We start from the raw sequence: 14227 nt of genomic DNA on the forward strand, positions 1-14227 counted from the left end.
TCCGTTTCCGGAGCGGGGCTTTGGAAGATCCTGCGATCTTTTGTCGGCTATTTTAAGTGGTCGCGCGCCGACGCCCCGTCCGATTGGAGACGGTCATAATTTTAATGGTGGCGGTCATGAGCGCGGCGCACGGCGAAACGCACGAGGCCATGCGGCTCGCGGCGTTCATTGCGGCGATGTCAAAACGCGGATGCATTCCGACGAGGTTCTCCGTGTGCGGGTCGAGGTTTAACCTGACGCGCCGTTAGCAGCAAGGTGCGTCCTTCGAGACGGCCTGCGGCCTCCTCAGGATGACGGATTCAGAGTTCGTCATGCTGAGGAGCGCGGAGCGCGTCTCGAAGCACGCAGGGGTCACCCCCGCAGTTTCGCTCCGGCCTTCTCCGCCGCCGCGACGATCTTGGCTGAGAGGGCTTCGATTTCGGCGTCGGTCAGGGTGTGGTCGACCGGCTGGACCACGACCTCGAGGGCGATGGACTTGAAGCCGTCGGCGACGCCGGGGCCCTGGTAGACGTCGAAGACACGGGCGGCGGTGACCAGGGTCTTGTCGGCGCCCAGCGCCGCCTTGATCAGGTCGCCCGCCGGCTTGCCCGCTTCCACCACGAAGGCGAAGTCGCGGGTGAGCGGCATGAGGGCCGAGCCGGTGTAGGCGGGCTTGGTCTTCAAAGCCTTCTTCTTCGGTTCGGGCACGGTCTCCAGCCAGATCTCGAAGGCATAGACAGGACCGGCCACGTCGAGGGTCTTGAGGACCGCCGGGTGGATCTCGCCGAACTCGGCCAGTACGGCCTTGGGGCCGAGCTGCAGGCGGGCGGAACGGCCTGGATGCCACCAGGGGCTGGCCGAACCCTGGGCGGTCTGCAGGGAGGCGACAGGCGCGCCCATCTCCTCCAGCAGGGCCAAAAGGTCGGCCTTGACCGTGTAGACGTCGTCGGCGGGACGCTTGTCCCAGCCGCGCGGAGCGTGGGGGGCCAGGATGGCGGTTACGGCGGTGCGCTGGCCGTCGGGACGGTCGCTGTGGAACACCGGGCCGACCTCGAACAGGGCGACATCGGGGAAGCCCTGGCGGGCGTTGCGGCCGGCCGCCTCGATCAGGTTGGGCAGGATCGACGGGCGCATGCAGTCGAGTTCGGCCGCGATCGGGTTGGCGAGCACAAGGTCAGGCTGACCGCCGCCGAACGCCTCGGCCGTGGCCTTGGAGGTGAACGACCAGGTGACGGCTTCCTGATAGCCGGCGGCCGCGAGGGCGCGGCGGGCGAGGCGGGCGCGAGCCTGCTTGGGCGTCAGCACCCCGCCGACGGCGCGGGCGACTTCCGGCAGGGGCGTGGACGGCAGGCTGTCGAAGCCGGCGATGCGAGCCACTTCCTCGACCAGGTCGGCCTTGCCATGCACATCGCGGCGCCAGGACGGCGGGGTGACCATGCCGCCTTCAACCTTGAAGCCTAGGGCGGTGAGGATGGCGTTGGTCTTGTCGGTGCTGACCGACAGGCCCGACAGTTGCTGAACATAGGCAGGGTCGAAGGCGACCGGGGCGGGCGCGGCTGGCGCCTTGCCGACGACGGTGATCTCTGACGGCTCGCCGCCGCAGAGGTCGATGATCATCCGTGTGGCCAGCTCGACGCCGGCCGCGCAGCTTTCCGGATCGACGCCCCGGGCGAAGCGGTACTGGGCGTCGGAGTTGATGCCGGTGGTGCGACCGGTCTGGGCGGTGCGAATCGGGTCGAACCACGCGGCCTCGACGAAGACGTCGATGGTGTCGTCGGAGCAGCCGGTGGACTCGCCGCCCATGACGCCGCCGATACCGATGGGACGCTCGCCGCCAGCGTCGGCGATGACCGACATGTCCGACGACAGGTCGTAGGTTTTGCCGTCCAGGGCGATCAGCTGCTCGTCCGAGTGCTTCTCGGGCGAGGGCTCATGCGCCGGACCGGCCTGGGCCGGGGTCTTGCCCAGGCGCGCCTCGATCACGTTTCCGACCAGCTTTGCGGCGTCATAGACGTGCAGGGGGCGGGCGCGGTCGTAGGTGATCAGGTTGGTGATATCGACAAGGGTGTTGATCGGGCGCAGGCCGATGGCCAGCAGGCGATCAGCCAGCCACTTGGGCGACGGGCCGTTCTTGACGCCCTTGATCAGGCGGCCGGCGAAGATGTGGCAGGCGTCGCCATCGACCTTCACCGTGATGGGGCAGGGGAACTTGCCAGGGACAGGTTCGATCTTGCGGTCGATGAAGGTCCCGAGGCCAGCGGCGGACAGATCGCGGGCGATGCCGTTGACGCCCAGCCAGTCGGGACGGTTGGGGGTGACCTCGAAGTCGATGACGCCTTCCAGGCCGAGCGCGTCCACGGCGGGCGTTCCGACGGCCAGGCTGTCGGGCAACTCCATGATGCCGTCGCTGTCGCCGGCGGCCTCAAGCTCGGACGCCGAGCAGAGCATGCCGTTGGAGACGACGCCGCGAACCGGCTTCTCGACCAGGGTGACGCCCAGGCCCGGCACATAGGCGCCGATGGGGGCGTAGATGGTGGTCAGGCCCGCGCGCGCGTTCGGGGCGCCGCAGACGATCTCTTTCCGGCCGTCCACCGTATCGACCTGGCAGACGCGCAGGCGGTCGGCGTTGGGGTGCTGAACCGCCTCGACGATCTTGGCGACCGTGAACGGCGCCAGCTTGGTGGCCGGATCGGTGACGTGTTCGACCTCGAGACCCGCCATGGTCATGGCGTCGACGACCTGGCTGATCGTCGCGTCGGTCTGGAGGTGGTCCTTGAGCCAGGAGAGGGTGAATTTCATCGGTCAGTCTACAATGAACAGCTTGGCGCCGACCGAGGTCGACGAGCGGTGTGCGGGGTCGCCGAAATCGGAGACGTGATAGCTCATGCCGGCGGTGAGGACGTTCTTGCGGCCGTCCTTCAGCTCGCTGATCAACTCGCCCTCAAGCACGAAGATCACGTGGCCGCGGTCGCACCAGTGATCGGCGAAATAGCCGGGCGAATAGTCGACGCGGCGGATGCGCATGTCGCCGACATTGATCGTGCGCCAGGTCGCCGTTCCGGTGTCGCCGGGATGGACCGTGGGCTCGATCGCCGACCAGTCCACCGCCGTGAAGGGGCTGTCGGGCAGCTTCATCAGCTGAGGCCCGAGGCCAGGTTCGGCGCGGAGAAGGCGCTGAACCCGTAGTGGCCCAGCCAGCGGCTGTCCGACGAGAACATGTCGCGCAGGTCGGGCATGCCGTACTTCAACATCCCCAGGCGATCGACGCCCATGCCGAAGGCGAAGCCCTGGTACTCGTTCGGGTCGATGCCGCAGGCCTTGAGCACATTGGGATGGACCATCCCGCAGCCCAGGATCTCCAGCCAGTCGCTGCCCGTGCCGATCTTGATCTCGCCGCCCGAGCGGTCGCAGCCGACGTCGGTCTCGGCGCTGGGCTCGGTGAAGGGGAAGTGGTGCGGTCGGAAGCGCGTGGTGACCGCGTCCGTCTCGAAGAAGCGGGCGAGGAAGGTCTCCAGGGTCCACTTCAGGTGGCCCATGTGGATGGCCTTGTCGATCACCAGGCCTTCGACCTGATGGAACATCGGGGTGTGGGTCGCGTCGCTGTCGCAGCGATAGGTGCGGCCCGGGGCGATGATCCGGATCGGGGGCTTCTGGGACAGCATGGTGCGCACCTGCACGGGGCTGGTGTGCGTGCGCAGCAGCATGCGCTCGCCGCTTTCCTTCGGATTGAAGAAGAAGGTGTCGTGCATCTCACGCGCCGGGTGCTTCTCGGGGAAGTTCAGGGCGGTGAAGTTGTGGAAGTCGTCCTCGATGTCCGGGCCCTCCGCCACGGCGAAGCCCATCTCGGCGAAGATGGCGACCATCTCGTCCATGGTCTGCATGGTCGGGTGGACCGAGCCCTTGCGGCGGTGCGGGGCGGGCAGGGTGAGGTCGAGGGTCTCGGACGCCAGGCGGGCGTCGAGCTCGGCCGTCTCCAGCAGGGCCTTTTTCTCTGTCAGGGCGGTCTGCACCCGGTCGCGGACGGCGTTGATCTGCGCGCCGCGCTCCTTGCGCTCCTCGGGGCTCATGGCGCCGAGGGTTTTCAGCAGGGCGGAGACGGACCCGGACTTGCCGAGCGCCGAGACGCGGACCGCCTCGATGGCGGCGACGTCGCCGGCGGCGGCGATCTGGGCGGTGATGTCAGCTTCGAGCGTGGCGAGATCGGTCATTTTGCTAATTCGGCTTCGGGCGGGGCTGGTCTAAGCGGTTTCGGGCTGGGTTGAAACTAGGGAAGCGCGCAGCAAAAAGCCCCCCGGTTCGCACCGGAGGGCTTTTCAAACTCGAGGGACTAGAGCCCCAAGACCTTAAGCCAGCGCGGCGCGAACCTTGTCGGCGATGGCCTTAAACGCGACCGGGTCTTGGCCGGCGATGTCGGCCAGGACCTTGCGGTCCATCTCGATGCCCGACTTGCCCAGGCCGTGGATGAACTGCGAATAGGTGAAGCCTTCCAGACGCGCGGCGGCGTTGATGCGCTGGATCCAGAGCGAGCGGAAGTTACGCTTGCGGACCTTGCGGTCGCGGTAGGCGTACTGGCCGGCCTTGTCCACCGCGGCCTTGGCCGTGCGGATGGTGTTCTTGCGGCGGCCATAGAAACCCTTGGCCTGCTCCAGAACCTTCTTGTGCTTAGCGTGGGCGGTTACGCCCCGTTTAACGCGTGCCATGTGTCAGCGCTCCTCTTACAGGCCGTAGGGCAGGTAGGTCTTGATCGTGCGGGTGTCCGCCGCGCTCATGACCTTCGTGCCGCGCTGTTGGCGGATGTACTTGCCGTTGTGGCTGATCAGACGGTGGCGCTTGCCCGCCACACCGGCTTTCAGTTTGCCGGTGGCCGTCAGTTTGAAGCGCTTTTTAGCGCCCGACTTGGTCTTCAACTTAGGCATTTTGCGTCGGCGCCGAAGCGCCGTCCTCTACAAGCATGACGAACCGCCATGGCATGCCAAACGAGCCAGGCGGTTCCGGAAAGGCGGTGTCTCTAGGCTAAAAGCCGCCCGGTGGCAAGCGTACTAGCCCTTTGGATAGGCTTTGACCTCGCCGTTCTCGCGCAGCAGTTCCAGACCCGTGACCGCGCCGCCCGTGCGGACGAAGCGGGCGCGGCGGACCGAGCCGTCGATGGCGAAGAGATCGGGCGCCAGCGGCGTCAGGCGCGCCGGCGGACGGTTGGGGGCCACGAACATCAGGCCCTCGGCCGAATCGTTGACCGCCATCTCGCCGAACGTTCCGGCATAGGCGGCGGGCGAACCAGACAGGGCGACGGGATTGGCGCGGGCGGCCGCGTCGACGCGAGCCCAGGCATATTTAGCCTTCTCGGCGGGGGCTGCCGCGGCCTCAAGCTTCTCCAACGCCCGGACCAGGGCGACATCGAGGGCCTTGGCGGCGGGAGTCTCGACCGCCGGCTTGACGCCGACCGCCTCCCAGTTGGTCTTGCTGACCGGGTGTTCGGGACGGCCGACCGAGATGCTGAAGATGAAGCCTGGCGCGATGGGGTTCAGGTTGTTGCGGTTCGCCGCGCCGGCCGTGGTCTGACCCACCAGCTCGCCCAGCTTGAACTGCTCCACGTGATAGGCGAACTCCTCGCCCGCTGAGGCGACCCCGCCGTCGATCAGGACATAGAGCGGCGCCTTCACGCGGCCGACCTTGGGCTCGACGGTGGTTGAAAGTTCCGGCGTCTCGCCGCCGAAGTGGAAGGACATCAGCCGCTGGCCCGCCGGCATGAAGTGGTCGGTCAGATAGCGCACCGCCACGGGCGAGCCGCCGCCATTGCCGCGCAGATCGATGATCGCCGCGTCGCCGCCGGCCAGGAAGCGCATGGCGCCGTCATAGGCGGCGGGCGATAGATCATCCTGCCAGAGGAAGGGCGCCAGCTTCACGTACCGGACATTGCCCGGCAGGATCTTCTGCTCGGTCAGGCCGCTGTTTTCGCGGATGGCGCGGTTGCGCCAGTAGGAGCCGTCGTCGCCAGCGGCGGTCCGAGGCGCGATCGCGGTGGCGTACTGCGCGGGGCTCCAGCTCAGGCCCATGTGCTTGTCGCGGCTGGAGGTTCCCAGGTCTTCGCCAATGCGGGCGGCCAGCTCGAACGGGTCGGTCACGGCGTAGCGGCCTGACGCCTGGGCCGCGTCGAGGGCCTTGATGATGGTCTCCCGCCGCTCGGGGAAGACGTAGCTTTCGCGGACCTGCTTCTTGATCTCGGCGAGGGCGGCGGCGGTCTGGGCGGGGGTTATGCGCACGACCTGAGCGGCGGCGGGGGTCTGGATGAAAGCGGGCCCGGCGGCTGTGGCGAGCAGCGCGGCGGCCAGGGCGAAGGGCAGGGCGCGGTTCATTTGCCTTTGGCCTTCATCTGCTCGATCACGCGATCCTTGAGTCCCTGGCGGGAGAGGGCGGTATCCAGGCCGTCCAGCTGGGCCAGCATCTGCGGCGCGCCTTCGCCCAGGAACTGGTCGGTGGCCGCGGCGATGGCGGCCCACAGCGGTTCCAGCCGCTCGGCTTCGGCGACGCCTTTGGGTGTGAGGCTCAGGCGTTTGACGCGGCCGTCGCTGGGGTCGGACTCCGACTGGACCAGGCCGGCGGCCTCCATGGCGGAGCGCACCTGGCTGACGGCGGCGTGGGTGACGCCCGTCCGCTCGGCGATCTCGCCCACGGTCAGGGAGCCGGCGTCGCGGATGGCGATGAAGGCCGAGAACCAGCGCGGCTCAAAGCCAACATCGGCGCTGCGATAGATGTCCTGAACCTCGCGGTCGAGGCGATCGATGAGGCGGCGGAGACGTGAACCGAAGGCCGACGCTCCCTTTTGCGCTATATAGTCCATATCAGATATGTAACAACTTACATATCTGATATGCAAGCATCTTTAGCCTAGCTGCGTGGGAAAGTCAGTTCGGCGGGTTCTCGCGTTCGAGGAAGGCGACGGTGGCTTGGAGCATCTGCAGACGGGTGGCGCCGCGTGAGAGCCAGTGATCCTCGCCAGTCAGGGTGATGAGCTCATACGGCTTCCCAGCCTTCTTAAGGGCTTCAGCCATGTAGCGGCTCTGGTCATAGGGGACGACGGTGTCGTCCTTGCCGTGGATCAGCAGGATCGGGGCGTCGGCTTTCGCGGCCTGCATAGCGGGGGAGATCGGCGTCAGGTCGGGGTCTCGCGCGCCGTCAGCGCCCATGAAGTTGGTCCAGTAGCGCAAAGCCGGATAGTTACGCTTGCCAGGGCCGGACTGTATCTGGAGCATTCTGCGGAGGTCGGCGACTCCGGCGACGGATACGGCGCAGCGATAGACGCCTTGCTCGACCGTCACGCCGGCCAAGGCGGCGTAGCCGCCGTAGCTGGCGCCGACAATGCAGGTCCGCTTGGGGTCGATGATCCCCAGCTTAGCTAGATGCTTTACGCCATCGCTGACGTCCGTCTGCATCTTGCGACCCCATTCGCCAAAGCCTGCCGCCATGAAGGCGGCCCCCAGGCCGCCCGAACCTCGGAAGTTCGGCTGCAGCACGGCATATCCGCGTGAGGCCAGCGCCTGGCTCCACCAGTCGAAGCCGGGGCTGTCGCGGACGGCGGGGCCGCCATGGGGCAGGACGATCAGCGGCAGGTTCTTGGCCGGCTTGCCGCGTGGCAGGGTGAGATAGCCGGTGATCTCCAGCCCGTCCTGCGCCTTGTAGGAGATCGCCTGCATGGGCGAGACGTCCGTCTCGGCAATGTCGCGATAAACATCGCCGATCCAGGCGGCGGATTTGGCGTCCAGGTCCACCAGGGCGTAGGCCGGCCCCATCTTGGGATCGTCGACCTTCACCACGATCCGGCGGCGGTTGTCGGCCCAGGACACCAACGCCGCCTGCTGGTCGGGATAGGCGCGTACGATAGCCCGCCAGGCGGCTTCCGCCTTGGGACCGAAGAAGACGTATTGGCCGGCGTCACCCTTGATCTCGCTGGCCCCGATCAGGAGACTCGTGGCGGGATCGTGGATCAGCTCGCTGGCGCCGAGCGGCAAGTCCCAGGTTCCATCGAGACGATATTCCCTCAAAGTGCGCTCGCCGTCGGCGCCGTCATCGTCGCTTTCACCCTCGCGCGCCTCCTTGGGCGAGAGGGTCACAACGGAGTTTGGCGTGCGGCCAAGGCCGCGCAGTCGGGGCGGCCCGAACGGCAGGATATCCTCGGCCACTATCTTCCAGCCGCCGCCGTCGCGCATCTGCAGCGCCCAGCGGCCGCTCTGCTCACTGTACATGGACCGGGCCAACACCGTGCCGTCAGGCGCGACCGCCCAATCGGCGACGCCATCCTCACCCTGGGCGACTACCGAGGTGCGGCCCTTGGCGATGTCGTGGCGGAAAACGGTCAGATAGAGCGTCGTGGAGTTGGCCAGACCTCGATTGGTCTTTAGGCGAAAGCCATTCAGGAAGACCGTGGGCGCGCCGTCGATCGTTCGCACCTCCGGCTGGCGGGCGATCACGTTCATAGCGTTCTCCTCAAGAGCGAGGAGGTGTTTGGTCTTGCGGTTCTTGATATCGACCAGGAGCGCCAAATAGTGCTCGCGGCGACCGCCGACGATGCCATGAGCCGTGCTGGTGCGAGAGCTGGTGATCACCATGTGGTCCGATCCCGCCCAGCGCAAATCCCGCAACTTGGCGTCACCGGCGGCGATGGCGAACACGGCGCTGTTGTCCGATATGCGCCGCACCACGATCCGGCGCTGCTCTCCGCCGTCGGTGACGGAGGAGGCCAGAAGCTGGCCGTCGGGAGAAATCTGTACGTCCTCGATCGACGGGAGGCGGCCATAGGCTTCGAGCGGAGCGGCCAAGGCCGGCGCAGCTAAGGATAGGCAAGCCAGGAGGCCAGCCAGGAGAATACGCTTCATGCACCCCTACTGAAACGCAACCATGGGAAGAATCATGGGTACGGTTCACCGGCCGGCGGCGCAAACGAAAAACGCCCCGGCAGCGATGCCGGGGCGTCTTGTCTTGTGGAGAGATGCAGTTCCTAGCGCGGCGCCAGGATCATGATCATCTGCCGGCCTTCCATGCGCGGCTCGTACTCGACCTTGGCGACTTCGTCGAAGTCGGCCTTGACCTTCTGGAGCAGCTTCATGCCGAGTTCCGGGTGAGCCATTTCACGGCCGCGGAAGCGCAAGGTGACCTTCACCTTGTCGCCTTCTTCGAAGAAGCGATGCATCGACTTGGCCTTCACGTCGTAGTCGTGAGTGTCGATGTTCGGCCGCAGCTTGATCTCCTTGATCTCGACGACCTTCTGGCGCTTGCGCGCCTCGTTCTTCTTTTTCTGTTCCTGGAATTTGTACTTGCCGTAGTCCAGGATCTTGCAGACCGGCGGATCAGCGTTCGGAACGATTTCAACGAGATCGAGACCTGCCTCTTCCGCGGCCTCAAGGGCGGCGGACGTCGGCATGATCCCCTGCTTCTCGCCATTCTGGTCGATCAGCAGGACGCGCGGAACGCGGATCTCATCATTGGTGCGCGGGCCGTCCTTGACGGGGGGCGCTTGCATCGGGCGGCGAATAGGCGGTGCTCCGGACCTGTTACAGCAATCGCGCGGCGCACACGTACGCCACGTTGGCTCGATATATGACGAATGGGCCGCCTTTCTTCAAGCAGAGCCTATGGGCGCGAGCCGTTTAGCGGTGCGAATTCGAAGAAACTTGGCCGGTCGTCGATGGGTTTAATGCCGTGGGACGGGCGATTGATCCCCCGCGCGCCCTTTTCTACGCACAAAGGAGAAACGACCATGGCCGATGACAACAGGTGGAGCGACCGAGACCGCGACTGGCGCGACGACCGCAGCTGGTGGGAAGGCCGTGACGACGGCCGCGGCGGCTACGGCGGTGACCGCGAGTTCGGGCGCTATTCCAGCGACAGCGACCACGAACGCGCCCGCCGCCATGGCGGCCGGGGCGCATACGGACAGGGCGGCCGCACCTATGGCGACCGCACGCCGACGTCCTACAGCGAGGCTCCGCCCCGCCGCACCGGGCGCGGTTACGGCGACCAGAGCTATAATCCCGCCGGCCTGGGCGGCGGCAACGACCCAGGCCTGGATAATCAGGCCCGCTATGGCGACTACGATCGCGACCGTCATGACGATCAGCGCCGCTACTCGGCCTATGGCTATGGTGCGGACGAGTACGGCTATGGCGGCGGGACCTACGCCGACACCAACCGTTCGCGGGGCCGCGACTGGCGCAGCGGCGGCGAGGAGCGTAGCTGGACCGAACGGGCCGGCGACCGCATCTCGGCCTTCTTCGGCGACGATGACGCCGAGGCCCGCGTCCGCCAGCGCGAACTGGCGCGCGGCGAGCATCGCGGCCGGGGTCCGAAGGGCTATCGCCGCTCGGACGAGCGTATCCGCGACGACGTCAATGATCGCCTGACCGACGACGCCTGGCTGGACGCATCGAACATCGACGTGTCGGTGAGCGAGTCGGAGGTCACCCTGACCGGCACGGTGCGCAGCCGTGACGACAAGCGCCGGGCGGAGAACCTCGCGGAGTCGATCAGCGGCGTGGGCCACGTGCAGAACAATCTGCGGGTCAATGCTTCGGGCGACGAGTCGCTAACCAGCGCGATCAGTTCGATCCCGCCGGGCTAGCGCCAGCAGACGTCGGACATGGTCGAGGCCCTCGCCGTCAGGCGGGGGCCTTTTCCTTGCGCGGAAGCATGGCGTTGGCCGCCACCAGCACCGTCGCGGCCGGCAGGTCGTCGAGGTTGTTGGACTGGATGATGGTCACGTGGCCACGGGGAGCGCACAGGTCCGGATCCGAGGCGTTGGAGAACAGCGCGATGGTCGGCGCCCCGGCCGCGGTGATCAGGTGCAGCGGCCCGGTGTCGTTGCCGATGGCCAGGGCCGCCTTGGCGCCCAGGGCCGCGATCTGCGAGAAATCGGTCCGGCCGGTCAGGTCGCGAACGCCCTTGGCGCCTCGGGCGATGATGCGGGCCAGCGGCGTCTCCTGCGGACCGCCGATGACGACCAGATCGTAGCCGGCGTCGGTCAGGTAGCGGGCGACCTCGTTGAAGCGCTCGGCGGGCCAGCGCTTTCCGGGCCGGTGGGCCGAGCCGCCGGGGACCAGGATCACGAAGGGGCGGGTGGGGCGAATCTTGATCGCCGTCTCGCCCATCCAGGAGACGTCCGGCGCCGGAGCCTCGCCAGGTGCGGTGGGCGCGTCCGGCCAGATGCCGGCGACCTTCAGCTGGTCGGCCTGGCGCTCCAGGGTGTGCATCTGGTCGCGTTCGGGGTTCTTGTGGCGGAAGGCCGCGCCCTTGGCGATGCCCGACCACTTCGGCGCGAACGGCCACAGGGCGTAGAAGTAGCGGCTGGACCGGCCGGAGGTCTGCAGGTCGTAGACCCGGTCATAGCGGCTGGCGCGGATGCGCTTGATCAGGGCGCGCAGGCTGGCGGCGTCCTCGGGGCGTCCGTCCGTCTCCACCGCGTCGAAATAGGGGCTGGCCTTGGCCAGGGCCTCGTAGGGCGGGGTGGTCAGCAGGGTGATGTGGGCCTCGGGATGCGCCTCGCGGATCTTGGCGGCGGCGGCCAGGGCCAGGACGAAGTCGCCCAGGGCGCCCAGCTTGATCACCAGCACCTTGCGCACGGGGCGGCTCATCGGCGGGCCTCCAGCACCTTGGCGTAGACATCAAGATAGGCGGCGCACATGGCTTCGACCGAGAACAGGCGACGGGTGCGGGTGCGGCCGGCCTCGCCCATGGTCATGCGCTTGTGGGCGGGCAGGGCGACGGCTTGCGCCAGAGCGTCGGTCCAGGCGTCGGCGTCACCCGGGGTGACCAGCCAGCCGGTCTCGCCATGGACCACGGTCTCCAGCGCCCCGCCATGGGCGGCGGCCAGGACCGGGCGGCCCATGACCTGTGGTTCGACGGCGGTGCGGCCGAAGGCCTCCGGCTCCAGCGAGGGGGCGGCGGCGTAGTCGGCGATGAGGTAGGCGGCGGGCATGTCGTCGCAATGGCCGACGATACGCACGTTGTCACTCAACCCTTCCGCGCTGATCTTGCGCTCAAGCTCCGCCCGATAGTCACGCCGGCCCTGGTCGTCGCCGGCCAGGATGATCAGGAAATTGCTCTCGCCGCGCCGCTTCAGCCGGGCGACGGCGTCGATCAGCAGGGCCTGGCCCTTCCAGCGGGTCAGGCGCCCGGCCAGCAGGACCTTCACCCGGTGATCCGTCGGGTCGAGGCCCCAGGCGCGGCGCAGGGTCTCCACCCGGCTGGGGGCGATCAGGCGAGGCTCGAACCGCTGCAGGTCCACGCCGCGCGGGATGTTGACCACCCGGTCGGGGTCCAGGTGATGCTCGGCGATCACGTGCCGGCGGGTGTAGTCGGAATTGGCGATGACGAAGTCGCCCTTGGTCATCACCGCATTGTACCAGCGCTTGAGGCCGGATTTGGCGTTGTAGACCCCGTGATAGGTGGCCACGAGCGGGGTCTTGGTCGTCTGCGCGGCCCATAGGGCGCTGAAGGCCGGGGCTCGCGAGCGGACATGGACCAGGTCCACCTTCTCGCGCCGGATCAGGTCCACCAGCCGCGAGGCGTTGCCCAGCATGACCAGCGGGTTCTTGGACTGCATCGGCATCTGGGCCAGGCGTCCGCCTTCGGCCGTGAGCTTCTGAGCCATGCGCCCGCCCCGCGTGGCGACCAGGGCCGTGCCGCCGGCCGCGATCACCGCATTGGCCACGTCCAGGGTGGTCTGTTCCGCGCCGCCGGTTTCAAGTTCCGGCGTCACCTGCAACAGGGTGAAATCGGGTGGCAGGGCCAAGGAGTTGCGTCCAGCTTCGCCTCTGCCGTTTCACGCAGGCGTAGAGGCGGGTAAGTCAGGTAGCCGCCGTTACTAATCAAAGAGCCCCGTTAACGCCATGACCGAATCATCCGGACGCCTGGAACCTGTGGACGGGGCGCCGCTGGCGTGGCGGCGCGTGTCCGGGGCGGGGCCGACGGTGGTCTGGCTGGGCGGCTTCATGTCGGACATGAGCGGGACCAAGGCCCAGGCCCTGGCCGACTGGGCGACGGCCAAGGGGCGGTCCTTCGTGCGCTTCGACTATTTCGGCCATGGCGAGTCCGAGGGCGCGTTCCGGGACGGGACCATCACCCGCTGGCGCGAGGACGCATTGGCGGTGATCGACCAGTTGACGACGGGGCCGGTGGTGCTGGTGGGCTCGTCCATGGGCGGCTGGATCTCCTGCCTGGCGGCGGCGGCGCGGCCTGAACGGGTCAAGGCCATGGTGTTGATCGCCCCGGCGCCGGACTTCACCGAGAAGCTGATGATCCCGGAGTTTCCGCCCGAGGCGCATGAAGCCCTGGCCCGCGACGGCGTGTGGATGCGGCCGTCGGAGTACGGCGATCCCTATCCGATCACCCGCCAGCTGCTGGAGGATGGCGCCCGCTGGTCGATCCTGCCCGGGCCGGTGAATGTGGCGGTTCCGGTGCGCATCCTGCAGGGCGGCCAGGACCCCGACGTGCCGTGGATGCACGCCCTGACCCTGGCCCACGCGATCCGGTCGGACGACGTGGTGTTCAGCCTGATCAAGGACGGGGACCATCGCCTGTCGCGGGACCAGGATATCGCGCGCCTGATCGCGGCGGTGGAGGAGCTGGTTTGAGACTTTCCCTTTTGTCGGCGGCGCTCGCCTGCGTAAGTGTGCTGGCTGTCGCCGGCTGTTCCCAACCCGAGCCCTACGCCCCCGAGCTGGAGGTCTGCGTGCAGGACCCGGCGGGGCTGGAGGCGTTCAAGGGCCTGTTGAAGGGCTATGCGGACGCTGAGGGCATGACCTTCGCCGACAGCAGTCGGGAGACGGCGCCGTCGGGTCCGTCGCGCCCGGTCGTCCAGATCGCCGTCGAGAAGGACGGGGCGGGCCTGGCGGCGGGCAACACCGGCCTGGCGTTCTATCAGCTGGCGATCGGCTTTTCGGGGGCTAAGGCGGAGCGGGAGAAGCTGTCGGCCGATGTGGTGCGTCTGTTGGAGCGACGCTGGACGGTCGAGCCCGTGGGCGAGGGCGGCCTGGTGATCGATCCGGAGTGCGGGCGGTACGCGAACTGGAAGGGGTAGGTTCCCCCTTCTCCCTCGATGGGAGAGGGGCCGGGGATGAGGGTGCTTTGCATTCCGTTAGTTCGTCATCCTCGCCCTTGTGGCGAGGATCCAGACACGGCTGAGGTCAGGGGTTCGTGAGGCGGAGGTTGCTGCGCTCTTCCGGCCTACGCGGAGTTTCTGGGCCCTAGGCACAAGGCC

At 67.5% G+C, this 14227-nt stretch carries 14 protein-coding genes; 3 read left to right on the top strand and 11 right to left on the bottom strand.

Features of this window, described 5'->3' with window-relative positions; genetic code table 11:
• Nucleotides 1-351 precede the first annotated feature (351 nt).
• The 9 genes from pheT to infC form a co-directional block, all read right to left on the bottom strand.
• Entirely contained in the window at nucleotides 352-2778 is a 2427-nt protein-coding gene (pheT, locus tag O5K31_RS06495; RefSeq protein ID WP_269716493.1) for a phenylalanine--tRNA ligase subunit beta, read from the bottom strand.
• Nucleotides 2779-2781: 3 nt separating this feature from the next.
• A complete protein-coding gene (locus tag O5K31_RS06500) occupies nucleotides 2782-3114 on the bottom strand; it encodes a DHCW motif cupin fold protein (protein WP_269716494.1) in 333 nt (110 codons plus the stop codon).
• The gene (pheS, locus tag O5K31_RS06505) at nucleotides 3114-4187 is read right to left on the bottom strand and encodes a phenylalanine--tRNA ligase subunit alpha (protein ID WP_269716495.1); all 1074 of its coding nucleotides are present in this window, start codon (nucleotides 4185-4187) and stop codon (nucleotides 3114-3116) included. Before pheS ends, O5K31_RS06500 begins: the two co-directional genes overlap by 1 nt.
• Before the next feature lie 135 nt (nucleotides 4188-4322).
• Nucleotides 4323-4679, bottom strand: a complete 357-nt coding sequence (gene rplT / locus O5K31_RS06510) for a 50S ribosomal protein L20 (RefSeq protein WP_269716496.1) — start codon at nucleotides 4677-4679, stop codon at nucleotides 4323-4325.
• A gap of 15 nt (nucleotides 4680-4694) precedes the next feature.
• Nucleotides 4695-4895: a 50S ribosomal protein L35 gene (rpmI, locus tag O5K31_RS06515; RefSeq protein ID WP_269716497.1), complete on the bottom strand. Its 201-nt coding sequence runs from the start codon at nucleotides 4893-4895 to the stop codon at nucleotides 4695-4697.
• A 123-nt stretch (nucleotides 4896-5018) separates the two neighbouring features.
• Nucleotides 5019-6332 carry a S41 family peptidase gene (locus O5K31_RS06520; RefSeq protein ID WP_269716498.1) on the bottom strand — a complete coding sequence of 438 codons (1314 nt, stop codon included), beginning with the start codon at nucleotides 6330-6332 and terminating at the stop codon, nucleotides 5019-5021.
• Complete coding sequence (locus O5K31_RS06525; RefSeq protein WP_269716499.1) at nucleotides 6329-6817, bottom strand: MarR family winged helix-turn-helix transcriptional regulator; 489 nt, start codon at nucleotides 6815-6817, stop codon at nucleotides 6329-6331. The genes O5K31_RS06520 and O5K31_RS06525 overlap by 4 nt, the downstream gene beginning before the upstream one ends.
• 64 nt (nucleotides 6818-6881) lie before the next feature.
• On the bottom strand, nucleotides 6882-8849 hold the full coding sequence (locus tag O5K31_RS06530; protein WP_269716500.1) for an alpha/beta hydrolase family protein: 1968 nt from the start codon (nucleotides 8847-8849) through the stop codon (nucleotides 6882-6884).
• 122 nt (nucleotides 8850-8971) lie between these two features.
• Nucleotides 8972-9493, bottom strand: coding sequence for a translation initiation factor IF-3 (infC, locus tag O5K31_RS06535; protein ID WP_269716501.1), 522 nt, complete (start codon nucleotides 9491-9493; stop codon nucleotides 8972-8974).
• 237 nt (nucleotides 9494-9730) lie between these two features.
• Here infC and O5K31_RS06540 point away from each other — a divergent pair, with 237 nt between their 5' ends.
• Nucleotides 9731-10591 carry a BON domain-containing protein gene (locus tag O5K31_RS06540; protein WP_269716502.1) on the top strand — a complete coding sequence of 287 codons (861 nt, stop codon included), beginning with the start codon at nucleotides 9731-9733 and terminating at the stop codon, nucleotides 10589-10591.
• Between the two features lie 37 nt (nucleotides 10592-10628).
• Here the strand turns inward: O5K31_RS06540 and O5K31_RS06545 are convergent, their stop codons facing one another.
• Together O5K31_RS06545 and O5K31_RS06550 are read right to left on the bottom strand one after the other, a co-directional pair.
• Nucleotides 10629-11600, bottom strand: a complete 972-nt coding sequence (locus O5K31_RS06545; RefSeq protein WP_269716503.1) for a glycosyltransferase family 9 protein — start codon at nucleotides 11598-11600, stop codon at nucleotides 10629-10631.
• Complete coding sequence (locus tag O5K31_RS06550) at nucleotides 11597-12760, bottom strand: glycosyltransferase family 4 protein (RefSeq protein WP_269716504.1); 1164 nt, start codon at nucleotides 12758-12760, stop codon at nucleotides 11597-11599. The genes O5K31_RS06545 and O5K31_RS06550 overlap by 4 nt, the downstream gene beginning before the upstream one ends.
• 97 nt (nucleotides 12761-12857) lie before the next feature.
• Between O5K31_RS06550 and O5K31_RS06555 the strand changes: the two genes are divergently transcribed.
• Both O5K31_RS06555 and O5K31_RS06560 read left to right on the top strand, forming a co-directional pair.
• Nucleotides 12858-13601, top strand: a complete 744-nt coding sequence (locus O5K31_RS06555; RefSeq protein WP_332367272.1) for an alpha/beta fold hydrolase — start codon at nucleotides 12858-12860, stop codon at nucleotides 13599-13601.
• Nucleotides 13602-13639: 38 nt separating this feature from the next.
• Complete coding sequence (locus O5K31_RS06560; protein ID WP_269716505.1) at nucleotides 13640-14047, top strand: hypothetical protein; 408 nt, start codon at nucleotides 13640-13642, stop codon at nucleotides 14045-14047.
• Nucleotides 14048-14227: the final 180 nt, after the last annotated feature.

Source organism: Caulobacter sp. NIBR2454 (assembly GCF_027474405.1).
Lineage (GTDB): Bacteria > Pseudomonadota > Alphaproteobacteria > Caulobacterales > Caulobacteraceae > Caulobacter.